The sequence below is a fragment of the Vibrio fluvialis genome (genome assembly GCF_900460245.1).
In the GTDB taxonomy this organism is placed as follows: domain Bacteria; phylum Pseudomonadota; class Gammaproteobacteria; order Enterobacterales; family Vibrionaceae; genus Vibrio; species Vibrio fluvialis.
The window spans coordinates 1,253,519-1,277,822 of the sequence record NZ_UHIP01000001.1; the positions used below are offsets into that span (position 1 = coordinate 1,253,519).

Sequence of the window (24,304 nt, forward strand, 5' to 3'; positions counted from 1 at the left end):
TTTGTGACCGTTTTTAACTTATTGAAAGGAAAAATATGTACCGATTATTACAACCATTGGCTCAATGGCTATTCAGGCCATGGGCGCTTTTGGCGATGCTCTCATTCACCACAGCAGCCCAGCCAATCTCAACCTCTTGGATGACTGATCCGAACCATCCTCCCGTGTCTGTGCGTTTTGTGCTGACGGGACAAATAGACTCTGACACTCAGCAACTTGCCGGCTATTTAGACGTCAAACTTGAACAGCCATGGAAAACCTATTGGCGCTCTCCCGGAGAAGGGGGGGAGCACCGGAGATCAACTGGCAAGGTTCGACAAATCTGGACACTGTCGATTGGCATTGGCCATTTCCGCAACGTTTCTCTGTTCTGGGAATCGAAACGCTGGGTTACCGCGGGGATACCATCTTTCCGATAACCTTGCGCGTACATGACCTAACGGCTCCCGTTGAACTGAACGCCAATCTCAGCCTGTCGAGTTGTTCAACTGTGTGTGTCATTAACGACTATCCGTTTATGTTGGCGTTTACCCCAACGGAGCTTTCTCCTGAGCCTGACGCAATGCGTCGCTTTGCCGAAGCCATGAGTCGAGTGCCGCAAGCGGATGCGTCGATGACGGACGTGTCTGCGGTGTGGGATAGTTCGGCGCAGCAACTTGAGCTGACGTTAAACCGTTCTACAGGATGGTCATTGCCCGTGGTTCTGGTGGACGGACAATCCGCGGCCGTCGCCGACAGCAGTTTTATTCACCCTAAAACTCAGGTCGATGGTCAAATGCTGCGTGTGACTTATGACGTCACTCATTGGTTGGGGCAAGCCGATCTGAGTGGAGAACGTGTAGACGTCACTATCTCCGATCAGAACTATCTGAGTGAAATTTCGCTGAACGTTACCGACGGTACCATTTCGCCCCAAGCCCAGTGGCCGTTGGTGACGATGTTGCTGATGGCGCTTATTGGCGGATTGATACTGAATCTGATGCCGTGCGTGTTGCCTGTGCTGGGGATGAAGCTCGCCTCAATCGTGAACACACCACATCGAGAGCGGCGCAAAGTCCGAGCGCAGTTTCTCGCATCGAGCGCTGGGATTATCAGTGCGTTTTGGATGATCGCGCTGGGGTTGATGATCCTCAAAGCGAGTGGCGAAGCGGTGGGATGGGGCATTCAGTTTCAAAGCGACGGATTTCTAGCGCTAATGGTGTTGGTAACGACGCTTTTTGGCGCCAACATGCTCGGGCTGTTTGAGTTGCGTTTGCCCTCAACTCTCAATACTTGGTTAGCTGCGCGCGGCGGTAATGGTTACGTCGGGCATTATGTACAAGGGCTGTTTGCCACTCTGCTGGCCACCCCATGTTCGGCCCCGTTTCTTGGTACCGCAGTGGCCTTTGCACTGGCCGCCGATAACGTTACGTTGTGGGTGATTTTCAGCGGGTTGGGTGTCGGATTTGCGCTGCCTTGGCTAATCATCGCTCTGTTTCCGAGTTTAGCGACCAAACTGCCGGCTCCCGGGCAATGGATGAATCGGACTAAGTTGTTGTTTGGTGCAATGATGTTGGCAACCACGGTTTGGCTCGCAACATTGTTGACCGCGCACTGGCCGACGTGGGGTATTTTCGCTTATCTGCTGATGGCAGCACTCCTGCTGTTGTGGCGTGGCGCCCGTGTTTATGGAGGACGTCAGATAGGGATAGTGGCCTGTGTCAGTCTCTTGGGGCTTTCGGCTGTGTTAGTTGTGGGTAGTCTGACGGCGGAGAAATGGTCGACACCGTTGCCGCAGGAGCTGAGCTGGCAGCCACTGAACGCAACAATCATCGATGAGAGCGCTGCGCAGGGAAAAGTGGTGTTTGTCGATGTCACTGCTGAGTGGTGCATTACCTGTAAAGCCAACAAAATTGGTGTGTTGCTACAGCCACCCGTCTATCAAGCGTTGCAGGATGACGATGTGGTACGTGTACGAGGAGACTGGAGCCTACCTAATGCCAGTGTGACGCAATATCTGCAACAGAATGGTCGATTTGGTGTTCCGTTTAATATCGTTTACGGACCGGGAGCGCCTGATGGCATTGCATTACCGGTAATTTTAAGCGATCGCGCGGTCATGGAAGCCATACAACAGGCAAGGGGAGAGCAAGGATGACAAGAGGGTTGAAAGAAGGTGTGGTATTCGCATTGATGATGCTTGTAATTGCTACCGCTCTTGATTGGTGGCGCCAACCCGAAGCGCTGAAGAGCCAAGTTTTTACACCGACGCTGTATGACCTGCAGGGGCAGACGGTCGATTTGGTTGAGATGAGTCAGGATAAGCCCGTTCTGGTGTATGTCTGGGCCACTTGGTGCGGCGTCTGCCGGGTGACGACACCGATCGTTGAATGGGTGAGTGGCGACCATACCGTGCTTAGCATCGCGCTCACTTCTGGCAACAATGATCGAGTGCAGCGCTATATGACAGCACACGACATCACGTTTCGTACCGTGAACGACGAACGTAATCAACTGGGGCGAGATTGGCAGATTCGCTACACCCCGACTTTCATGATTGTCCGCAACGGGCAAATTCAATCAGTGACCAGTGGCTTTACTACGCCGTGGGGACTGCTGGCCCGCCTGTGGCTGGCATAAGGAAATTTCGATGACTATGAAGAATGTACCACAACGTATCAAACGCACTGTACACAGGTTTATCCTGGTACTACTTATCGTGGCGGGGAGTGCACAAGCACAACTGAATGCCGGGCAGGTCCAACAGCTCGATGAAATCAATACGATGCTGAAGAACAACCCGCAGTTGATTGAGAATCTCTATGCCACTTTGCTGCGCTATGAGCAGCAGCAGACGCGTTTTGACCGTGTTCTGAGTGAGAACCAACAATATTTGTATTTCAACCCTGATCATCCGAGTTTTGGGGCCGATAAACCTGCACTGACGATCGTATTTTTCACTGACTACAGCTGTCCGTGGTGTAAGAAATTGGATCCGGTACTGCGCCAACTGAGTGAGAAGTATCCACAAATCAAAGTGGTTTCTGTTTTGGTTCCACTCAAAGAGTTAGCTGCGGAGAGTAACTCGGCCAGTTTTGCCCTCAATGTGTGGCATTCTGCACCGGATAAATTTACCCAAGTCGAGTCACTGTTGGTTGCCAAACCGGGGGCGCATAATCCGATGTCTCTGGTGCAGGTAGCGAAGAAAACGAACACCTTAAATGCGGTGAACGCCCAGCCGAAAAGCGCGGCACAGATAGAGAAAAACTATCTGCTGTTTAGTGAATTGGGGATGCGTGGAACACCCGCGATGCTGATTGGTGATGATGTCATTCCCGGTTATCTGCCACTCGAACAGCTCGAAGAGCTGATCAAAGCCAAATTGGGTTCCTAGCTGAGAAGTAATAAAGAAGCCCTGATTATTCAGGGCTTTTTCGTATGCTAAAGCAATGTTTCAGCGCCGTATTACGCCGTTGCTTCGTGTTCCAGAATGACCGCGTTGTAGCGCGCAAGGCCTGCTTCCAGATCGGCAATCAGGTCGTTGACGTCTTCAAGACCAATGTGGAGGCGAATCAGTGTACCTTCAAAATTTGGATTAGCGATGGTACGCAGGCTGTTAAAACTCTTTGGTTCATTGGCTAGGATCAGGCTTTCAAACCCTCCCCAAGAGTAACCCATACTGAAATGCTGCATGCCATCGAGCAGTGCCGTGGTTGCTTTCGGATAGCTGCTTTTTAACACGAATGAGAACAGGCCGTTACCGCCGGTGAAATCACGTTTGAAGATTTCGTGGCCCGGGCAGGTTGGCAGAGCAGGGTGGCGAACATGATCCACTTCAGGACGTGTTGCCAGCCACTGGGCCACTTTGAGGCTGTTTTCAGCGTGCTGACGCAGGCGCACGTCGAGTGTACGAATACCACGCAGACCCAGATAAGCATCATCCGGCGACACACACTGACCCATCAGATAGCTTTGCTCACGCAGTTGATCCCAGTACTTCTCACTGGCGACAGCAGTACCCAGCATGACATCAGAGTGGCCGACGATATATTTGGTCGCGGCCTGAATCGAAATATCCACACCGTGCTCAAATGGAGAGAAGTTCACCCCCGCACCCCAGGTGTTATCCAGCATCACAATGATGTCGTGTTCATGGGCGATGCGTGCCAGCGTCGGCACATCCTGCACTTCCATTGTGATCGAGCCGGGAGATTCGGTAAACAGTATCTTGGTATTGGGTTTGATTAACGAGCGGATATCTTCACCGATCATCGGGTCGTAATACGTCGTCTCGACGCCAAATTTCTTCAGAATTTTGTCACAGAAGTCGCGGGTAGGTTCATAACAGGTATCGACCATTAACAGGTGATCGCCTGATTTAACGAATGAAAGAATCGCGTTACTGATGGCAGCGGTACCACATGGGTAGAGCGCGCAACCAGCACCGCCTTCAATCTCAACCATGGCTTCCTGAAAGGCAAAGTGAGTCGTTGTGCCGCGACGTCCGTAGAACAGCGTCTTGTTTGCGCGGTTAACAGCAGCGTGATTTTTTTGCGCTACCGTATCAAATACGACGGTTGAAGCCCGTTGCACGGGCGGGTTGACCACGCCGTTCGTCCATTTTTTGTTGCGGCCGGCGGTAATGAGTTTGGTCTTTTTGCCTTCTGACATTTGCGATCCTTGTCTGGAAATACGAATGCCCTATTTAAAACATGGAGCTGCATTTAAATGCAACCCCATGGTCACAAAAAGATTACAGAAGCGGATTGAAAAGGTAGAACAAGCGTTCCATAAAACGATGACCGAGCGAGCGCATTTCCCAGATGTCATAATCAACAGAGCGTGACTGTTCAATGTAGTTCTGTTGCTGCCAGTAAAGCTGTTGGGTGAACTCCTGATCGTCAACCGCGAGCGTCACTTCGAAGTTGAGCCACAGGCTGCGCATGTCGAGGTTGACGGTACCCACCAGACAGAACTGACGGTCAATCACGACCGATTTAGTATGCAAAAGGCCGCCATAAAATTCGTGAATCTTCACTCCCGCCTCAAGCAGTTCACCATAGAACGCCCTAGATGCCCATTGCACCATAAAAGAATCGTTCTTCTGCGGGATGATCAGCTCAACGTTGATACCCCGTTGCGCGGTCATTTTAAGCGTCGCCAGCAGATCGGCACTTGGCACAAAATACGGCGTGGTTATGCGAACCGACTCATTGGCTTGGTTGATAGCCAGCGTCAGTACCTGTGAGATTAAGTTTTCCGGCATGCCAGGGCCAGATGGGACCACCTGAATCGGATGCTGCGGCGCGTTTGCATCCAAACGGCATTCCGGCACGGTCGGCATCTGACGCTCTCCGGTTTCAAACTCCCAGTCCCAGCAATGAATTGCCGACAGCACGTTGACCGACGGACCGGTAATACGCACCATAATATCAATCCACTGACCGACCCCGGAATCTTGCTTGAAGTAGGCGGGATCGACCATGTTCATCGAACCGGTATACGCAATCGCATCATCAATCACGATAATCTTTCGATGCTGACGCAGATCGAGGCGACGTAGGAAAATACGCCACGGACTCACTTCCAGTGCCTGAACCACATGAATGCCTGCATCTTGCATCATCTTCAGCCAGTGGCTGCGAAAGAATCTCGGGCTGCCCGCTGAATCGAGCAGCAGCTTCACATCAACGCCACGCTTTGCCGCCTGAATTAGTGAGGACGCGACGGAATCGGCCAGTCCACCCGGATGCCAGATGTAGAACACCATGCGAATGCTTTCCTGCGCCTGTTCGATGTCTTCGATGATCGAGTGCAGGATTTCATTCGGTGAGTTTTGCAGCGACAGGGTATTGCCGCTTAATGCGGGAATGCCCATGCGATGGTTGCACAGTTCGTCAATTTTGTAGATGTGCGCGCCCATACCTTCTGGCATGTGTGCCTGGCAATCATTGAGTGAACGGAACCAAGTCCCGAAGGGTTTAAACATCTCTTTGGCACGTTCGGCGCGTTTGCGACCTAAGTTGAGCTCGCCAAACAGGAAGTAACAAATGACGCCAACAATGGGAAGAATATAGATAACCATCAGCCAGGCGAGAGAAACACTGACTGCACGTCGCTTCAATACGACGCGAAGTGTCACACCTGCTACCAAGAACCAATAGATCGCGATGCTCGCGAGCGTTAAGAAGTGATAAACCTTATCCATGCGCCAACTACAGTAGAAAACATCTTTTGGGATAGTAAATCGAAAGCATAAGGGAAGAAAGGGAACGGCGGAAAATAATATGAAACAAAAACCGCAGAATAGTTGTTAATTAAGTGTAAATGTGGGGGTTTATGGTGATGGTAAGCTTAAAAAAGCATCAGATAATCTACAAAAATAGATTTATAGCCGCAAAATGGACTGTTCGGGCTTCCAATTTTATTCTCAAACTGGTCTACTTGCCACACTCTTGGTGTCACTCTAATTTTTAATGTGTGTACAAATTAATTTACACTCACTTTTGGACGCCATTCAGGTAAACACAACATATTGGTATAAGTAACATGGCGAGTAGTTCACGAAGTCAATTCACGTCCCGATTTGGCTTTATTATGGCAGCAGCGGGTTCCGCTGTAGGTCTTGGTAACGTTTGGGGTTTCCCAACTCAGGCTGCTAGTAACGGTGGTGCAGTCTTTTTGATCGTTTATCTGCTGATGGTGTTCCTGCTGGCATTTCCAATGCTGGTGGCGGAACTGACGATCGGCCGTTATGGGCAGTCAAACCCAATCCGCTCATTCCACGCTGCATGGCCAAAAGGTAAAGCGGGTGCGATTCTGCTTGGCGTGGTCGGTATGATCGTGGTGTCACTGATCCTGAGCTTCTACGCGATTGTTGCTGGCTGGTTGGTCGGCTCCTTCTTTAGTAGCGGTCTGGATCTGCTTGGCTTAAATAGTGCAGGCCACTGGCTGACAACATTCGGTACTGAACGTAATCTCGTGCTGATGATTGCTTTCATGGCACTGACAATGTTCGTGGTGCGCAATGGCGTAGCGAACGGCATCGAGAAGTGGTCAACCCGTTTGATGCCGTTACTGTTCGTGCTGTTTGGCCTGCTGACGGTGTACATCTTCACTCAAGAAGGTGCATGGGAAGGCCTGAAGATGTATCTGATCCCGGATATTTCTCACCTGACACCAAAACTTATCGTCAGTGCAATGGGGCAAGCGTTCTTCTCTCTGTCTCTGGGTGTGTGCGTAATGACGACGTACGGTTCTTACCTGAAGAAAGATACCAACCTGCCTAAAACTGCCGCTCAGGTCGCACTGATCGACACGGGTGTTGCGTTCATCGCAGGTCTGATGATTCTGCCAGCTATGTTTGTTGCTAAACACAATGGCGTTCAGATCTTCTCTGACAGCGGTGAACTGCTGAACTCTGACACGCTGGTGTTTACGGTATTGCCGGCGATGTTTGATACCATGGGTGCCATGGGGGCGGTGATTGGCCTGGTGTTCTTCCTGCTGATGATTATTGCGGCGCTGACGTCGTCCATCTCAATGCTTGAAGTGCCTGTTGCGTGTGCAACAGAAGAGCTAAAACAGAGTCGCACGACAGCCGTGTTGTGGATCGGTGGCCTGGTTACGATTGTATCCGCTGTTATCGTGATGAACTTCTCAAGCCTGTTTGGCCTGGTGATTCAGTTCACAACCGTTTACTCGCAACCGATCATTGCACTGCTGATTACTCTGATCGTTGGTTGGATTTGGAACCGCAACCAGATTCTGAATGAGCTGAAACAAGGCTGTCCGGAAATCGAAAACAGCTGGTTCTGGAAAATCTGGCCAGTGTACGTGCGCCTGGTATGTCCGGTGCTGATGCTCCTGGTGTTCTTCGCGTAAACACGACGAGATTTCAATGAAAAGCCACTTGGGGAAACTCAGTGGCTTTTTTGCTTTACAAACCGAATGGATACAGATTCTAAGTGCTTGCTCTTATTTTATTTAAATGATAGCTATTATCATTAAATGCGATAAATCGCCTTCACGAGAAGTTAAGGAATCTGACATGACACGAGAATTTCGGACCGAAAAAGACAGCATGGGCGAGGTGCTGGTTCCTAAAGATGCCTTGTATCAGGCGCAAACGCAGCGGGCGGTGGATAATTTCGCCATCAGCCGTTACAGCATGCCGCAGTCATTTGTTCAGGCACTGGCGTACATTAAGCAAGCCGCGGCGGTGACCAATGCCCAGTTGGGTTTACTCGAAGGGGATATCGCATCGGCGATCGATGAGGCCGCACAAAGCATCATTGATGGGCAGCATCTAGACCAGTTTCCCATCGATGTATTCCAGACTGGTTCTGGCACCAGTTCCAATATGAACGCTAACGAAGTGATTGCGACATTGGCTTCCCAGCATTTGCACAGCACGGTAAGTCCAAATGATCACGTCAATATGGGGCAAAGCAGCAACGATGTGGTGCCCACCGCCATTCAGGTGAGCTGCACTCTGGAAGTGGAGCAGCGCTTATTGCCCGCGCTGGAACATCTCAGCACGCAACTGGCCGCAAAAAAACAGAGTTTAGCGAACGTGGTGAAAACCGGGCGCACGCACTTGATGGATGCGATGCCGATTACCTTTGAGCAAGAATTGGGGGGATGGCAGGCGCAGATTGACCACGCGAGAAACAGTATTGTTTACGCAATGAAAGCGGTGAAAGCGCTCGCACAGGGCGGTACGGCGGTGGGGACTGGCATCAATGCTGATCCGCGTTTCGCCGCAGCGTTTGCAGACAATTTATCTCAGGCCACGCGTTTATCGTTTGTGCCAAGTGAGAACTTCTTTTTTAACCTCAGCAGTCAGGATGCGATTGTGGCGTTGTCTGGCCAATTGAAAACCACGGCGGTGGCGATGATGAAAATCGCCAACGATCTGCGCTGGATGAACTCTGGCCCGCTGGCGGGTATTGGAGACATTGAATTGCCAGCATTGCAACCAGGCAGCTCCATCATGCCGGGGAAAGTGAATCCGGTGATCCCGGAAGCGGCTGCGATGGCGTGCGCGCAGGTCATCGGCAATGACACCACCATCACCGTGGCCGGGCAGGCGGGGAATTTCCAGCTTAACGTGATGTTGCCCGTGATTGCGCATAACATTCTGGAGAGCATTGAGTTGCTCGCCAACAGCGCAAGAGCATTGGCGGACAAAGCGATCGCGGGATTCATCGTACGTGAAGATCATATCAATATTGCGCTGGGCAAGAATCCGATTCTGGTCACTGCGCTCAATCCGGTGATTGGCTATCTCAAAGCGGCGGAAATTGCCAAACTGGCTTATCAACAGGGGCGACCGATAATTGATGTTGCGCTGGAGAACACCGCACTCAGCCGCGCTGAGCTGGAACGTATTCTTAACCCTGCAACCCTCGTCAAGGGCGGGATAGGCTAAAGGGCAATAAAAAGTCGCCGTGCGGCGACTTTTACAGGGGTGAAAAGCACGACATCAAGCGTTTAACTTTTCTCCGCACAGTGCCGGATTGATATCATTCAGGATCAGCAATACGCAGGCGACGACCACAGCGGCGAGCAAAGTGGCACTGATTAATCCAAACGCGATGCTGGCGATTAGCGGGATCAGAAACTGTGCCTGCGTGCTGGTTTCAGTCAGCAGCGGTAGCAGGCCGGCGAACGTGGTGAGTGAGGTAATCATTATCGCGCGGAAACGGTCGCGAACTGCCAACGTACAGGCCTGTTTCAGATCCGCTCCGCCAGCCACTTTCTCTTTGATGAATGTGACCAATAGGATGTTATCGTTGACCACGATCCCGGCCAGTGTGGCAAAGCCGACCAGGCTTGGAATGGTCAGATCTAGGTTGAGTGCCAAATGTCCCCATACCACGCCAATCCACGCCATCGGGATCGCAATCAATACGGCCAGCGGCTGAGTGAAACTACGAAACAACAATACCAGTACCAGATACACGCCGATAACGCCCATCAGAAAATAGTGCAGCAGCGATGCACCGGTATCTGCGCTTTCTTTATCCTGGCCTTGGGAAACAAACGTCACATCCGGGTACTTCTTGTTCAGCTCTGGAACGTAGACTTTGTAGAACTGCTGCATGATGTCAAAGGCATTCGCAACTTGGGTGTTGATATTGCCTTGTACGGTTACAGTCGGCAGGCCATTCACCAGGTTCAGGCGGGAAAATGTGCGGTGCTGGGTAAAATTGGCCACACTGACCAGCGGTATCAGCCGGCCGTTGCTGGCGGTGATCATCAGATCCTTCATCTCTTCCAGCGTCGCGTGGTGTTGAAAATCGCGCTGACGAACGCGGATGTCGAGAATTTCACCGTTCTGATAGACATTCAACTCATTGTTGCCTTTAAATGCATTGCGCAGTGTTTGAGCCACTGTACTGGCGGTGACACCGAGTACCCCAGCCTGATCTTTGAGAGAAACGACAATTTCTTCCCGGCCATAGCGTAAATCGGAGGAAAGGTTAAACACGCCGTCAAATTGTTTGAGCCATTTACCTAAGTTTAGGCTCACTGCATAGAGTGTTTCTGGGTTGGGGCCCTGAATACGGATGTCGATGCCGTTGCCGGCAACACCACGCTCTTTGTCGGTAAATTTGAGTGACAAGACGTCGGCGAACGGTCCGACATTTTTTTTCCACTGCTGAATCAGTGACTTAATGCTTTCCTGCCGGAACTGCGCGGGCAGTAAGTCGGCGCTCACGGTGGCTACGTGCGGGCCGGATTCAAAGGCATCAACATTGGTGTTGTACATAACCGTAGTGCTGATGATCAGCGGCTCAGCATACTTTTCCTGATACGCAGCGTCGATGGTTTTCAGGGCATCGGTTACTCTGGTCACCACGGCATCGGTCTGAGACAGCAGGCTCCCCTGCGGCAACAGGATGCGTGCTTGCAAAGTATCGCTTTCCAGCGTTGGCATGGCGCGGAATTTTAACCAGCCAGCAGGGAAAGTTGCTGTGGAGATCATCACCAGCATGATCAGGATACTTAAACTCAGGTAGGGTGAGTGTATGGCTTTCTCGGTTAACGGAACAAAGAGCCTGTCACGGACGTACTCAAAGTTGCGGGTAATCACTTGACGAATGGGTTTATCTTGCTGGGCGAAATGGCTGTGCGACAGGTGGGCCGGCAGGATCAGCATGGCCTCCAGCAGGCTGACGGTGAGGGTCAGGATCAGCACGATGGGAATATAGCGTAACACATCACCAAGGTTACCGTTTAGAAACATCAGCGGTCCGACGACCATAATGGTGGTGATGTAGGATGCGATCACCCCGGGGAAAACCTGCCGGGTGCCTTGTATGGCTGCATCAACCGGCCCCAGACCCGCTTCCCGTTTTGCCGCAATATTTTCGGCGATAATCAGCGAATCATCCATCAGCAAACCGGTGGCGACAATCAGCCCGACCATAGTCATCATATTGATCGTGTAGCCCAGCGTATGCATGGCAAACACCGCGCCCAGGAACGACACCGGCAGGCCGAGGGTGACCCAGAAACTGAATCTGAGATTGAAAAAAGCCCACAAGACGGCAAACGCAAGCAGTAACCCCTGCAGGCCGTTACTCAGCAGCAACCGCAGCCGCTCACGAATGTTAACACTGATATCCTGAGTCAGTGTAAGTTCGACACCGGGTGGCAAGAGTGATCGCTCGTGATCAATGACTTGTTGTACGATATTTCGCACGCGCAAAGTGTCCTGCTCCTGATTTTTGGATATCTGAAGGAATGCTGCCCGCTGGCCGTTGAACAGGCGTTTTTCTTCTTCCACGGCAAATAGTTGCTGGATCTGGGCGATATCCCCTAAGCGTAACTGGCTGCTGCTGTCGATGATTAGCTGCTGCAACTGACTGACCAGATTGGCTTGCTGATCAAAACGGATATTCCATTGAGTAAGATCACTGGTCACGATACCGGCGGGTACACGCACGTTTTCCTGAGCAATGCGATTCACCAGATCGGAGATACTCAACCCGTGTTGTCTGAGCTTGGCATCCGACACAGATACTTCAATTTCTTGATCGGAAAAACCACTGAGTGTGACCTGAGCGATACCGGAGTGGGCTTTCAGACGTTGCTTGAGTTGTTGAGCATAGCGGTACAAATCCCGCTCAGGCATTGGGCCGGTGATTGCCACGCTGACCACGGATGCGACGCGATCGAGTTTGGTGACTTTCGGCCGCTCTGCCCGGTCGGGAAGATCATCAATCGCGTTTACTTGTTGTTGAACGTCCGCAGTGAGGATATCAATGTTCTGCCCGGACTGGATGCGGACGTTGCCTATTGCAACGTTTTCTCTGGCGTCACACACAAACTCTTCCACGCCGATCAGCTGATCGATGGCATCCTGTAGCGGAACACACAACTCCTGTGCGACTTCTGATGGCGATGCTCCGGGATAAGTGACCCGAACTTCAATATTACGGGTTGGTGTCAGCGGAAAGGTGTCTCTTTGCAACTGGGGCAGCGCAAAGCCCCCCAGCAGCAGGATCACCAACATTAAGACATTGGCGGCCGTTTTATGCCGGGTAAAGTAGGCGATCATAGGTGACCTCCGGCTTGTTGCTTGATCCACTGCACTAGCGCTTTGTCTGGTTGAGGTTTCAGAGGCATGCCTTTGACCGCCGGTTGCAGTTGACTGACCACCACCACATCACCACTGTTCAAACCACTTTTGATCACTGCCAACTGATTGTGAATGAAGTCGACGTTCACTGGTTGAATTGCCAGTTTCCCGTCTTTTAGCAGATAGAGAGTCTCATCATGCAAGGCAGTAACCGGGACGGCCAACTGCTCTTTCAGGGGGGGGCCAATCAGCGTCACTTTGACAAAGGTATCCCTGACCAAGGGAGGGCGCTGACCGGGTTTGGCTTGCTGATACGGGTTGTTCACCTGAACGATGATGCTCTGGCTTTGTGACTGCGCATCGATTTTGCCGCCGCTGCGCTGCACCTCGCCTTGCCAGACTATCGCCTTATCATCAATGTTGAGCTCGACCTGAGCGGTGAGATCGCTGTGTGATTGTTTGTCTGTTGCGGCGTAGGGGGTGTTGCGGCGTAAAGGACGCATTTTGCCAAGTGGGAACTGAGCCTGAATTTCCACTGCGTTGGTGGCATCTGCGGTGAGCAGCGTTTTTCCTTTGGTTACGTAGTCGGCGAAGTCAACCAGTTTCTCGGTGACACGCAGATCGAAAGGTGCCGAGACTTCCGTTAACGCCAGATCCCGGCGTGCCATGGCCAGTTCAGCATTCAGGACTTGTTGCTCTGCCTGGGTGATGGCCAATTCATTTTTTAGGCCTTGAAGCTGTTGCTGATTGCTCAGTAGTTCGCGTTGTGCTCGGTCTTTTTCGGTTTGTGAAATATGACCGGTTTTCATCAGGCGTTCGGTGCGAGCAAACTCCTGTTGTTGTAGACGATAATTCTGTTCGGCGATCTTAATCGTTTCGCCCAATGTTTGATTTTTGAGCTGAGCAACATCCTGTTCAGCCTCCAGTTTCGTGATGGTGAGCTGGTACTGGCTGCTATCGAGGCGTATGAGTGGGGTGCCTTTGGCGATCAGCATCCCGGCTTCAAACTCTTTCGCTACCCAGACGACTCGTCCTTCGACCTCTGTTTGTGCAACCCATTCACTGGTCGGGCGGGTAAAGCCATACCCCACTGCTGTTGGGCTTATGTCCATCGGCTTTGCCGTGATCACCCTAACCACTTTGGCTCCGGTTGCTTCATCTGTAGCGGGTGGGACAGCTTTCATCGTCGGCGCGAGAAAAAGTAATATGCCGCCCAAGAGTAAAGGTGGGACAAACAGTGAGCGTTGTTTCCAAGTGTATCGAGCCATAGTCACCATCATCCTTTTTGAATAAGGAAATACTAAATTAGTTTTGTTTAATTTTTATTGAATTGCCCCCCAAATCGGTCATCACGACTCCGTTTTGTGCGACTTTCCTGCCTGCGACCACGTAACCGGCAAGTTAGGCTGACGTTTGTCATTAATTGAGTATAATAGCGGTCCATTTTTGCGAGGTCGTATGTTCGATATTCTCTTAACCCACACCGATTTTCTGCTGATCAACAAGCACCCGAATGTCTCCGTGCATAAAGATGATGGTGACACTATGTTGTTGCAGGAGGTGGCGAAGCAAAGCGGTGATGCGCAGCTGTATTTGGTGCACCGATTAGACAAAATGACCTCGGGCATTTTGCTGCTCGCGCGTAATGCCCAAGCCGCCAGTGAACTGTCGAAAGCCTTTGCCGAGCGTCAGGTCGAAAAGTTCTATTTAGCGTTGGGTAGCAAAAAGCCGAAAAAGAAGCAGGGCCTGATTAGCGGCGATATGGAACGTTCACGTCGCGCGTCGTGGAAGCTTCTGGCCTCACAAACCAATCCGGCAGTCACGCAGTTTTTTTCTTTGGCCGCCGAGCCGGGAGAGCGCCTGTTTCTGTGTAAGCCATATACCGGAAAAACCCATCAGATTCGTGTGGCGCTGAAATCTATTGGTTCCGGCATTGTCGGCGACCCGATTTACAATGCGGGGAATCAGGCCGACCGTGGCTATTTGCACGCGTTTGCGCTGCGCTTTTCGTATGCCGGGGAAACGTACCAATGGGTGTGCGATCCGCGCTATCAAGGGGCGCTGGGCGAAAAATGGAACAGCGATATTGTCAGTCAGGGCATTGAATCCTGGCTAGAACCCTGGTCACTTAGCTGGCCCTCAGTGAAAAAGTAAACATAGCTATGCAAGCATCTGCTTTATCTCAATTCTTTTCTGAAATGACGGTACAACTGGCGCAAGCGCCGAATGAAGTGCGTCGCCTGTTTCATGGTCGTGGCCAACGCTGGGAAGGTTTAGAGCACCTGACGTGTGACTGGCTGCAAGGGCAACTGATCGTCAGCGTGTTCAAAGACGTCGACGAGGCCTTTTTGGCGCAACTGATCGACGGTTTGCAGCAATTGGCGGATTCCCCGTTGTGGACAGAGAAAAACGGTCAGTGCATTGTGCTGCAACACCGTTACGCCGATGGCGCACCATCAGAAGTGCTGGTGGGGGAACTCAACGCACGCCCTGTGGTGGAAGAGAACGGTTTGAAGTTCCAACTGGATATCGGCAGAAACCAGAACTTCGGTCTGTTTCTGGATATGCGTCTGGGCCGCGACTGGGTGCGTGAACACGCGGAGCACAAAAATGTGCTGAACTTGTTTGCTTACACTTGTGGTTTTTCAGTGGCTGCGATTGCCGGTGGTGCTGATCATGTGGTGAACGTGGACATGGCCAAAGCGTCGCTGTCGAAAGGGCGTGAGAACCACATCCTGAACGAGCACAACGTCAACCAAGTGAGTTTCCTGGGGCACGACATCTTTAAATCGTGGGGCAAAATTAAGAAAGCAGGCCCATACGATTTGATCATCATCGACCCGCCGTCATTTCAAAAGAGTAGCTTTGCGCTGACCAAAGATTACGCCAAAATTCTGCGTCGCCTGCCGGATCTGTTGGCGCCACAAGGTGAAGTACTGGCGTGCGTTAACTCACCGATGGTGACGAGTGAATTCCTGATTGAAGGCATGAAAGTGGAAGCGCCAGCGCTGAATTTCCAATACCGTTTGGATAATCCACCGGAATTTGCCGATATCGACAATGAATCGGCGTTGAAAGCGCTGGTTTTCAGTTAACCACTCGATTCGTTCAACTAATCGATATGATTGAGTAAGTAAAAAGCCACTTAAAGTGGCTTTTTTTGTCTGTTTAGGAAAGTTCAAGCTGCTCAATCAGCCTCGCCAGTCGCGTACGATCCTCACCTTGAACTGACACGAGCGGCAGAGGCAGGCAAGGGCTGTCGACCAGGTTCAAAATCTCGGCACCCGCCGCGATACAGCGCAGGCTGCCATTGTGACGGCCAAACATATCCCACAAATCCTGCAAGCGGCTGGAGAACTGCTGCGCCAGTGCATGATTACCGGATTGTGCTGCTCGGGTCAGTTCCAGCGCGGTGTTAGGAAACAGTCCTGCTATCACGGAATACCACACGTCGCAGCCCGTACTAAGACCAGTCGCGGCGAATGCATCGCCACTGACGCCAATCGAGACATGACTTGGAATCTGCGCGCGTAGGCGTTCGACGCGTGCTTTGGCTTCTTGTGGGTCGTTGGGTACGCCGGGAATTTTAATCGAGGCGACATTAGGCAGCTCGGCAATGCGGCCATGCAGCTCGTCGCTGAAGTGAAAATGAGTGGTTCCCGGATTGTCATAAACACATAGGGGGACCGAAATCGCGGCTGAGACGGCTTTGAAATGCTGGAACACTTCCTCATCGTTCAGTTTCTGATAAGACATCGGTGCCAGCAGCAGCCCGCTGGCTCCTGCTTTTTGCGCGTCGTCAGCCAAGTTCAGTACGTCTCTGGTTCTCAGCGCGCCAATACCGACGATGACTGGCGTGTTTCCCGCATGCTCAACAGCAATCTTGGCCACGCGCGCGCGTTCTTCACGAGTCAGATAGGCATAACTACCGGTCGAACCCAGGGCGCCAATCGAATCGACGCCCGCTGCGTTCAGACGCTCAAGCAGGCCCACAAACGCGGCCTCATCGATGCGATCTTCATTCATCGGGGTTAACGGAAACGCGCTCAATCCTGAGAACATAAAGTGACTCCTTGTAATAGTTTATAACGACTAACTTTCTGCCTGACGCAGGGTGTGATACCCCGAATATATGCGAGTCAGCGTGGTAAACCAACAGGCGGCGCCAAACAAATAGGCAATCAGAGCAAAGTGCTGAGGCAGCAGACAAATCAGCACGAAGCAACCAATGGTCTCAGTGCCTTCCGTCAGTCCGCTCATGTAATACAACGATTTATTCTGATACACCGGATTCTGAATACCGCGTTTGCCCGCCATGACCGCAAAGGCGAGAAAACTACTGCCTGTGCCGATGAAAGAGAAGATAAGAAAAGCGCCTGCTACGGCGTTCATTTCCGGGTTGGCGACCACAAAGCCGAACGGTATCAGCGAATAAAACAGAAAATCGAGACTGATATCGAGAAAGCCGCCAGCATCGGTTAAGCCTTGAATGCGCGCCAGTGCACCATCGAGCCCGTCGCAAAGCCGGTTAATGGCAATAAGCAATAAGGCGAGCAGATATTGCTCCAGCGCCAGGGCAGGAAACGCCAAACAGCCCATTGCAAAACCAAACAGCGTTACTTGGTTGGCGCTGACGCCAATGGCATCGAGCACGTCGGCCGATTTCGAAAGTGGCCAGCGAATGACGGGAATCACATAACGATCAAGCATGGGAAAACTCCGTTGGCCAGCGAATGATACGACTGCCCAAGGGGGCGTCTTCTTCATCGTGCGTGACCATTAATGTGGGCACCGCCGCTTGTGTCAGTTGATTGAATACCCAATCGCGAAACTGGCTGCGCAGTGACTTATCGAGCTTACTGAACGGTTCATCCAATAACGCCAGTTTGGGGCGTGCAAGAAGCATACGGATCAAACTGACGCGCGCCCGTTGCCCACCGGAAATTTGATCAGGAAACGAATCGGCCAGTTCAGTCAGCGAGATATGCTTAAGCGCTGTTAGCGCCGCCGCTTTGCGTTCCGCGCCCTTGAGTGAGTTGGGTAGGGCAAACGCTAGGTTTTCCCACACGGTTAAGTGCGGAAACAACAAATCGTCCTGAAATAGAATACCGACCTGACGCAGGTGCGGCGCGACATGGTTTAGTGACTGATCGTCAAGCATGATGTCGCCGCTGCATGCAAAGTCCGGAGTCAGGTGGCCGGCAATTGCGCTCAGCAGAGTCGACTTTCCACAGCCACTGGGGCCCATTAGTGTCACGATTTCCCCCGGTGTGATCGCCAGGTCAAAGTGGGTCAGTAACGACTCGCCGCCGGATTTACGGATGGTGAGGTTTTTGAGACAAAAGGTCATGCAAATTCACTTGTGGTTGAATGCTGCGGTGACGTCGAATCTGCACCCGACTGATGATGACCGCAAGAGAAAAGAAAACAAACGGCAACAACGCCTGCCAAAGGGCGTAAATGGCCATCACACGACGATCGTAGCCGCTGGAAAGTGCCACTGCTTCGGTGGTGATGGTTGCAATGCGTCCGCCGCCAAGCATCAGAGTAGGCAGATACTGCGCCAGACTGACGCTGATTCCGACCGCCCAGGCATACAATAAACCCGGTAGTAACAACGGAACTTTGATTTGCCAGAACAGTTGCCAAGGACTTTTACCTAAGCTGAGTGCGATGCGGGTGAAGTTAGGGTTGTAGCTTTTCCATGGGCCATCTAATGCCAGATACACCAAAGGGAAGGCAAAAAATACATGCGACCAAATGACCCATAAAGTGAAATGTTCCGCGGCGATATACAGGGTGGCGATTTGCAAACCAAACAGCAGAGAAAGCTGTGGCAGCAACATGGGTAACACGATAACCCAGGCGGGCAATGCATGACGAAAACGGGTGCGGTATTCTTGAGCAATAATGCCAAGGATCAGTGCCAGCGTTCCGCTGAGCAGAGCAATCCACAAGCTCTGATAAAGCGTGGGTAACATGTTCGGCCATTCATTGAGCCAGAATCGAGCACTCAATTGGCTGGGGAGCAAATCGGGAAAACGCCAGCGCTGCGCCAGACTCCAAATGAGCATCAGTGGAAATATCACCGCAGCACAGCCGATAACCACGATCATCGCGGAACGACCCGGCAGCGTGATGCCATATCGTCCGCTGGATAACCAACCGCGAAAGGTGCGTAGCAAGAGCGTTTCAATCGCGAGCACACACAGCAGCATGAGTCCCGCCAGACAGAGCAATGTCACTGCGCCAGCTGCGGCGCGCGGTATCTGTTGTAAATCCGGGTCGCTGAACCATTGCCAAATCAACACGGCAAAAGTTGGCGGTGTCGTCGGGCCAAGAATCAGACTGACGTCGACCACGGAAACGGAATAAGCGATCACCGCAAACAGTGCAAAGCGCATTTTGCGTAGCCATTGCGGCAGGATGATTTTCCACCAGATTTGCGTTGGCGAGTAACCCATCGAAGCGCCTGCAGTGTGCAGTTTTTCAACATTCAGCTGCTGCAAAACCGGAATGCTCATTAGCAGCAGAAAAGGGATCTCTTTCAGTGCCAACGCGAGCGTAAGACCGAGCGCATGAGGATCGTGGATTAACCAAGCGGAGTCCTGCGTAGACACTTGATAATCAAATAGCGCAGCTAACGTGCGGGCCAGCATACCAGTCGGCGCGAATAAAAACGCAAAGCCAATGGCAAAAGCCACGTGCGGCAAAGCCAGCAAACCGGAAAGACTATTTTCAACCCAATTCCAGCGGTTGCTGGTCCAAAGCGTCATCAAGACGGCAAAACAGAGTAATAGGGCGAGGTAAGTGCTGGTTAAAGCGGAAAATGCAGAGAGCCACAGCGATTGAGTGATGCCAGCCCAATGCCAGACCTGAGCAAAAGCATCGAATGAAAACTGATATAAGCCTACCGCCGGAATGTAACCGAGTGAGGAGAGGAGTGCGCCCACCATGCCTGGCAGAATGGGCGCAATACCGATGATGATCAGAAGGCTATAACCGATACGAATCATAGTGAGCTCAAGGCGTTACTTTGCCGCGCCGTAACGCTTTTGCCATTCCGCTTCTAATGCGGTTTGCCAACTTGGGTGCGGTTCGGCAATCGACTTAAACAGTTTGGTTTTGGCTGCGGTGCCACTCAGCACGTCGTTCTTTAGTACAGATGGGTCGCCCCAGATATTCATGTCTCCTTTACGCGATTGCGCATCAGGACTCATCAGGAAGTTAATCGCCACCAATGCGCCTTCTTTGGCTTTGGCATTCCACGGAATGGCGAGGAAGTGAATGTTGGACAGCGCGCCCGCTTTCATCGCATAGCTACGAGTCGTGTCAGCCAGTTTGCCTGATGCCTGAGCTGAATAGACCGCATTAGGGTTAAACGTTAATGCCAAATCGATTTGGTCGTCATCCAGTAGTTGAATCATTTCCGAAGAACCGGAAGGGAATTGTTTACCAGAGCGCCAAGCCACGGCGTGTAGTTCATCCAGATATTGCCACAGCGGCGCAGTGATGGCTTGAAACGATGTTGAGTCCACCGGTTTAGAAAGCGCAGCATCGTTATTGGTCAATTCGATCAGCAATGCTTTCAAAAAACTGGTGCCGTGAAATTCCGGCGGGCGAGGGTAAGTAATACGATTAGGGTACGCTTTGGCGTAGCTCAGCAGCTCTGCAAACGACTCTGGTGGATTGTTCAGTTTGTGATGATCATAAATAAACACCAGTTGACCCACACCCCATGGGGCTTCAAGTCCTTCCGTCGGCTCAGAAAAGTCGCTATCAACAGGCAGCGATTGATTTACGTATTGCCAGCTTGGCAATGTGTCGACGAACGGGCCATAGAGCAGGCCGTTATTTTTCATCGACTTAAAGTTTTCGCCGTTAATCCACACCATATCGACGCTGCCATCTTGGTTTTTGCCTGCGGCTTTTTCGGCAATGAGACGCGTGGCGGTCTCTGCGATATCGGTGACTTTCACCTGCTTGAGTTCAACACCATATTCCGCTTTCAGCTGATCGCCAGCCCAGCGAATGTAGTTATTGATTTCCTGGCTTCCGCCCCATGCGTGAAAGTAAACAGTCTGGCCGCGCGCTTTGTCGGTAATCTCTTGCCAAGACTGAGCGTAGGCAGAGACAGAGAGTACACAGGCGCTAAGAAGGGTAAGCAGCTTTTTCATAATTGTCCTTTGAGATCGCTGATATGGGTTCAGTAAGGCTAGAGACCGGAAAGCTTCGCGGTTTCATTCATTATGTCTTAAAAAAAGCAAAAGATCTGATTCATAAGGAAAATGGCGGGACAAATAAAACAAAAGGCAGCCTTATGGCTGCCTTCCTGATCTGAAGCGTGCGTTGAGATTAGTTTACCCACTCACGCAGAGTAAAGGTCAGTGTATGAACGTCGTTCTTCAGCGTTAATGTATCTTTGGTTAAAGTGACGTCATTCCAATCCATCAGTGATTGAGATACCGCTTGTTCGGTGTCCATTACATCGCCGATACACATTTTCATGGTCATACCCATTTTTTCAATGCGTAGACGGCTGTCTTTCAGCTCAGCCTGACCAAAGAAGTTGTTACAGCCTGCGTTGCCGCTTGCCATCATCTTCTCACCAATTTCTAGGCGAGGCGCATCGTAGTGCTCATTTTTCACGATGTCTTGGCCATCAATTTGAGTCAACTGCCAGTTATGATGTTGCAGATCCGTCGCGGTAATTTGCACATCGTCACCATTGCTTGCGCAGGCAGCTAACAGAACTGGCATCGCCATTGCGGCAAGTAATGATTTTGAACTAAGCTTCATAATATTCACTCCAAATGTGGAAAACGCGGTCAGTATAGTCAATAAAACACTGTTTTTGTCAGCATACGGTCATAGTTTAATATGCAACTTTGTCGGTGGGTAGTGTGAATCTGCTTTTGTAACAGATAGTTAGCGTAATAAGGACATCAGAATATTCATGGAGCAACTTGAGTTTTTCCAAGTCCCGAGCCCGTGTGTCGGCGTTTGTACGGTTGACGACAGGGGATATTGCCGTGGCTGCATGCGCAAAAGGGAAGAGCGGTTTCGCTGGCTGGAGATGACGCCGGCTGAGCAGTTGCACGTGATTCAGTTGTGTCGCCAGCGGTATCGAAGAAAAGTACTTGCGGCGAGGAAGGCGGCGGAAACAGAGATTGAACCCAATAATCCGCAACAGGAATTGTTTTAACGCTTAGGCTAGGGCTCTGGATGCGCTAGCCTAAACATCATTCTCGCGGCTTGTTATTTTAAAGCCCAAAGGTCACTGACCCAACCACCCGCATGCTCGTCAAAGTGAGCGCCGGTGAATTTACGTTTCGCTTCTTGTTGTGGTTTTGCTTTTTTGCTGTCGGAGAGCATCGTTCGTATGTAGTTCGCCATCGGATCGGTACATGAAGATTGCTTTCGTAATGCGACTTCTTTGATCATTTGAAGACGAAAACTTTTAGTGGCACGTTTCATTGGGGGACCTCCATTTGTGATGACGACTAATTTTAAAAGTTAGATCTTGGTCACTTCATCGTCAACACAAGCGATGCCCTATATTTTCTAATGTATTTTGGTTGATTATTAAACAACAAACCCAGTCATCGACTGGGTTTATATATTAGAGAGCACTGATTTTCCTATCACGATGATTGGAAAATGTAAGGGAAGTTTGACAGCTCAAATAGTTGAATAACATTGAGTTGCATTGCTAGTCGAGTGACTTTTTAAAGCGCATTGAGGCGACAAACAGTCCCAATACGGTGAATCCCGCCAGCCACACTGTATCTTTCCATAAGTCGGCGAGATCAGCGCCGCGCAGCACAATCCCGCGAATCAGGCGCATAAAGTGCGTAGCAGGCAGAACTTCAGATATCCACTGCGCCGCGACTGGCATGCCTTCGTAAGGGAACATGAAGCCAGACAGCAAAATGGATGGCAGCAGAATAAACACCGTCATCTGCATCGCTTGCAACTGTGTACTGGCGACTGTCGAAATCATCAGGCCCAGCGTCAGACTGGCGGAAATAAACAGTAAAGTGCCAAACAGAATCTGACTCAGCGAACCATTAATCGGTACATCGAAAATTGCATGCCCCAACCCCAGAATGATGAACACCTGAATCAGACCGACAAAAATATACGGAACGATTTTAGCTATCATCAGTTCTATAGAATGCACTGGCGTTGTAATCAGTAGTTCCAGATTGCCACGTTCACGTTCACGTACGATGGCTGCACTGGTAAACAGAATCATAGTCATGGTCAGGATTACGCCGAGCAGCCCAGGCACGATATTAACTGCCGCGCGCCGACTGGGGTTGTAGAACAGAGTAATCTCAAAGGTCGGTGTGGCTGCGGGTTTGATTTTAAAATCGAAATCCTGCAACGGCATGTTTTTAAGACCTGAAATAGCGCCCGCAATCATGGTATCTGAACCGTCCACAATCCATTGACCAAGCTCACGACCTTCTTGCACCCGCTGAGTTAAATCTTTCGGCAGAACCAGCGCGGCGCGGACTTCGCCACTGGCAATCGCTTGCTGCGCTTGATCTGCGGTCGTGTAAGCCTGAGTCACATTGACCACTTGGCTCACTTTAATCGATTCTGTCAGCAGGCGGCCAAATGTGGATTGGCTTTGATCAACCACTGCCACCGGAATGTTTCGAACATCGGTGTTGATGGCAAAGCCAAACAAAATCAGCTGGATGAGCGGAATCATCACCACCATACCGAAAGTGATGCGATCGCGTGATAACTGGCGAAACTCTTTCACCATGACGGCTTTAATGCGATAGAGCGAGTTCATTGGCGGCCTTTCCCTGTCACGGTAACAAAAACATCTTCCAGGCTCGGGCGCGCAATCGTCATTTCGGCGTGCGCTAAGTCTGGATTGGTTTGGCGTAGCCAGGCAATCGGGTCCTGAACTTGACGATGGATTAATACACGCAGACGAATGCCCAGTTGCGCGGCGGAGCGCACTTCTGGCTTGGTGAGCAAAACTTCTTTGAGCTTACGCAAATGTGGCGCTTTCACTTCCACGACCGTTACGCCCATTTGCTGCATCAGTTTTTCTGGTTCATCATCGGCACGAATTTCACCGGCTTCCATAATCGCGAGCCGATGACAGCGTTCGGCTTCATCCATGTAGTGTGTTGTCACCAGAATGGTGGTGCCTTGTGAGGAGAGGTCAAACAACTGTTCCCAGAATTCACGGCGGTTTTCCGGATCGACCGCTGACGTCGGTTCATCAAGGAACAGCAGTTCAGGGCGATGCATGGTCGCCGCCGCCAGCGCCAAACGCTGTTTCTGACCACCGCTCATTCCGCCGACGCGTTGTTTACGGCGTTCATCCAATCCATACGTTTTCAATTGTTCGTCAGCTCTGGCGTTGAGTTCCTTGCGGTTCATGCCAAAAATCTGGCCAATGAATTGCAGGTTTTCTTGCACGCTAAGATCGTCGTACAGTGAAAACTTCTGGGTCATGTAACCAATCTTCAGCCGCAAAGCTTCAGATTGACGGGGAATATCCAGCCCTAATACGTTTACCTGACCTTCCGTTGGGCTCAATAGCCCGGTCAGCACTCGAATGGTGGTCGATTTACCACAGCCGTTAGGTCCCAGAAAGCCGTAGATACTGCCTTTCGGCACACTGAGATTAATGCCTTCGATGGCGGTGAAGTCACCGAATTTTTTCATCACGTTCTGCGCGTGAATGGCGAGATCGCTCAT

At 51.2% G+C, this 24,304-nt stretch carries 20 protein-coding genes and 1 pseudogene; 8 read left to right on the forward strand and 13 right to left on the reverse strand.

Annotated elements, in window-relative coordinates:
- Positions 1 to 35: 35 nt before the first annotated feature.
- The 3 genes and pseudogenes from DYA43_RS05990 (at position 36) to DYA43_RS06000 (ending at position 3,373) form a co-directional block, all read left to right on the forward strand.
- Positions 36 to 2,137 (forward strand): annotated as a pseudogene (locus DYA43_RS05990) (protein-disulfide reductase DsbD family protein).
- Positions 2,134 to 2,619, forward strand: coding sequence for a protein disulfide oxidoreductase (locus DYA43_RS05995; RefSeq protein ID WP_075988472.1), 486 nt, complete (start codon positions 2,134 to 2,136; stop codon positions 2,617 to 2,619). The pseudogene DYA43_RS05990 and the gene DYA43_RS05995 overlap by 4 nt, the downstream one beginning before the upstream one ends.
- 10 nt (positions 2,620 to 2,629) lie before the next feature.
- Complete coding sequence (locus DYA43_RS06000) at positions 2,630 to 3,373, forward strand: DsbA family protein (protein ID WP_061056429.1); 744 nt, start codon at positions 2,630 to 2,632, stop codon at positions 3,371 to 3,373.
- 71 nt (positions 3,374 to 3,444) lie between these two features.
- On the opposite strand, the gene DYA43_RS06005 is transcribed toward DYA43_RS06000, so the two are convergent.
- Both DYA43_RS06005 and cls read right to left on the reverse strand, forming a co-directional pair.
- The gene (locus DYA43_RS06005) at positions 3,445 to 4,650 is read right to left on the reverse strand and encodes a cystathionine beta-lyase (protein ID WP_061056430.1); all 1,206 of its coding nucleotides are present in this window, start codon (positions 4,648 to 4,650) and stop codon (positions 3,445 to 3,447) included.
- Between the two features lie 82 nt (positions 4,651 to 4,732).
- Positions 4,733 to 6,187 (reverse strand): cardiolipin synthase, encoded by a 1,455-nt coding sequence (gene cls / locus DYA43_RS06010; RefSeq protein ID WP_061056431.1) that lies wholly within the window; start codon positions 6,185 to 6,187, stop codon positions 4,733 to 4,735.
- A 341-nt stretch (positions 6,188 to 6,528) separates the two neighbouring features.
- Here cls and DYA43_RS06015 point away from each other — a divergent pair, with 341 nt between their 5' ends.
- Positions 6,529 to 7,863, forward strand: a complete 1,335-nt coding sequence (locus DYA43_RS06015) for a sodium-dependent transporter (protein ID WP_032079951.1) — start codon at positions 6,529 to 6,531, stop codon at positions 7,861 to 7,863.
- Between the two features lie 166 nt (positions 7,864 to 8,029).
- Entirely contained in the window at positions 8,030 to 9,412 is a 1,383-nt protein-coding gene (locus tag DYA43_RS06020) for a class II fumarate hydratase (RefSeq protein WP_061056432.1), read from the forward strand.
- A gap of 54 nt (positions 9,413 to 9,466) precedes the next feature.
- Here the strand turns inward: DYA43_RS06020 and DYA43_RS06025 are convergent, their stop codons facing one another.
- Together DYA43_RS06025 and DYA43_RS06030 are read right to left on the reverse strand one after the other, a co-directional pair.
- Positions 9,467 to 12,550 carry an efflux RND transporter permease subunit gene (locus DYA43_RS06025; RefSeq protein WP_061056433.1) on the reverse strand — a complete coding sequence of 1,028 codons (3,084 nt, stop codon included), beginning with the start codon at positions 12,548 to 12,550 and terminating at the stop codon, positions 9,467 to 9,469.
- On the reverse strand, positions 12,547 to 13,839 hold the full coding sequence (locus tag DYA43_RS06030; protein WP_024374347.1) for an efflux RND transporter periplasmic adaptor subunit: 1,293 nt from the start codon (positions 13,837 to 13,839) through the stop codon (positions 12,547 to 12,549). The genes DYA43_RS06025 and DYA43_RS06030 overlap by 4 nt, the downstream gene beginning before the upstream one ends.
- A 190-nt stretch (positions 13,840 to 14,029) precedes the next feature.
- On the opposite strand from DYA43_RS06030, the gene DYA43_RS06035 reads away from it, so the two are divergent.
- Together DYA43_RS06035 and DYA43_RS06040 are read left to right on the forward strand one after the other, a co-directional pair.
- On the forward strand, positions 14,030 to 14,725 hold the full coding sequence (locus DYA43_RS06035; RefSeq protein ID WP_024374346.1) for a TIGR01621 family pseudouridine synthase: 696 nt from the start codon (positions 14,030 to 14,032) through the stop codon (positions 14,723 to 14,725).
- 8 nt (positions 14,726 to 14,733) lie between these two features.
- A complete protein-coding gene (locus DYA43_RS06040; RefSeq protein ID WP_061056434.1) occupies positions 14,734 to 15,666 on the forward strand; it encodes a class I SAM-dependent methyltransferase in 933 nt (310 codons plus the stop codon).
- 73 nt (positions 15,667 to 15,739) lie between these two features.
- Here the strand turns inward: DYA43_RS06040 and DYA43_RS06045 are convergent, their stop codons facing one another.
- From DYA43_RS06045 to DYA43_RS06070, 6 genes are all read right to left on the reverse strand, one after another.
- Complete coding sequence (locus DYA43_RS06045) at positions 15,740 to 16,633, reverse strand: dihydrodipicolinate synthase family protein (protein WP_061056435.1); 894 nt, start codon at positions 16,631 to 16,633, stop codon at positions 15,740 to 15,742.
- 30 nt (positions 16,634 to 16,663) lie between these two features.
- The gene (locus DYA43_RS06050; protein WP_020330306.1) at positions 16,664 to 17,281 is read right to left on the reverse strand and encodes a CDP-alcohol phosphatidyltransferase family protein; all 618 of its coding nucleotides are present in this window, start codon (positions 17,279 to 17,281) and stop codon (positions 16,664 to 16,666) included.
- A complete protein-coding gene (locus DYA43_RS06055; RefSeq protein ID WP_020330307.1) occupies positions 17,274 to 17,921 on the reverse strand; it encodes an ATP-binding cassette domain-containing protein in 648 nt (215 codons plus the stop codon). The genes DYA43_RS06050 and DYA43_RS06055 overlap by 8 nt, the downstream gene beginning before the upstream one ends.
- Complete coding sequence (locus DYA43_RS06060) at positions 17,887 to 19,587, reverse strand: ABC transporter permease (RefSeq protein ID WP_047457574.1); 1,701 nt, start codon at positions 19,585 to 19,587, stop codon at positions 17,887 to 17,889. Before DYA43_RS06060 ends, DYA43_RS06055 begins: the two co-directional genes overlap by 35 nt.
- 15 nt (positions 19,588 to 19,602) lie before the next feature.
- Positions 19,603 to 20,748 (reverse strand): ABC transporter substrate-binding protein, encoded by a 1,146-nt coding sequence (locus DYA43_RS06065; protein ID WP_024374340.1) that lies wholly within the window; start codon positions 20,746 to 20,748, stop codon positions 19,603 to 19,605.
- 178 nt (positions 20,749 to 20,926) lie between these two features.
- Positions 20,927 to 21,370, reverse strand: coding sequence for an META domain-containing protein (locus DYA43_RS06070; protein ID WP_025715407.1), 444 nt, complete (start codon positions 21,368 to 21,370; stop codon positions 20,927 to 20,929).
- A gap of 157 nt (positions 21,371 to 21,527) precedes the next feature.
- Between DYA43_RS06070 and DYA43_RS06075 the strand changes: the two genes are divergently transcribed.
- Positions 21,528 to 21,776, forward strand: a complete 249-nt coding sequence (locus DYA43_RS06075; protein ID WP_038156396.1) for a DUF1289 domain-containing protein — start codon at positions 21,528 to 21,530, stop codon at positions 21,774 to 21,776.
- 53 nt (positions 21,777 to 21,829) lie between these two features.
- Here the strand turns inward: DYA43_RS06075 and DYA43_RS06080 are convergent, their stop codons facing one another.
- From DYA43_RS06080 to DYA43_RS06090, 3 genes are all read right to left on the reverse strand, one after another.
- On the reverse strand, positions 21,830 to 22,048 hold the full coding sequence (locus DYA43_RS06080) for a hypothetical protein (RefSeq protein WP_020428625.1): 219 nt from the start codon (positions 22,046 to 22,048) through the stop codon (positions 21,830 to 21,832).
- A 235-nt stretch (positions 22,049 to 22,283) separates the two neighbouring features.
- Positions 22,284 to 23,381 carry an ABC transporter permease gene (locus tag DYA43_RS06085; RefSeq protein WP_020330317.1) on the reverse strand — a complete coding sequence of 366 codons (1,098 nt, stop codon included), beginning with the start codon at positions 23,379 to 23,381 and terminating at the stop codon, positions 22,284 to 22,286.
- Positions 23,378 to 24,304: an ABC transporter ATP-binding protein gene (locus DYA43_RS06090; protein WP_020330318.1), complete on the reverse strand. Its 927-nt coding sequence runs from the start codon at positions 24,302 to 24,304 to the stop codon at positions 23,378 to 23,380. The genes DYA43_RS06085 and DYA43_RS06090 overlap by 4 nt, the downstream gene beginning before the upstream one ends.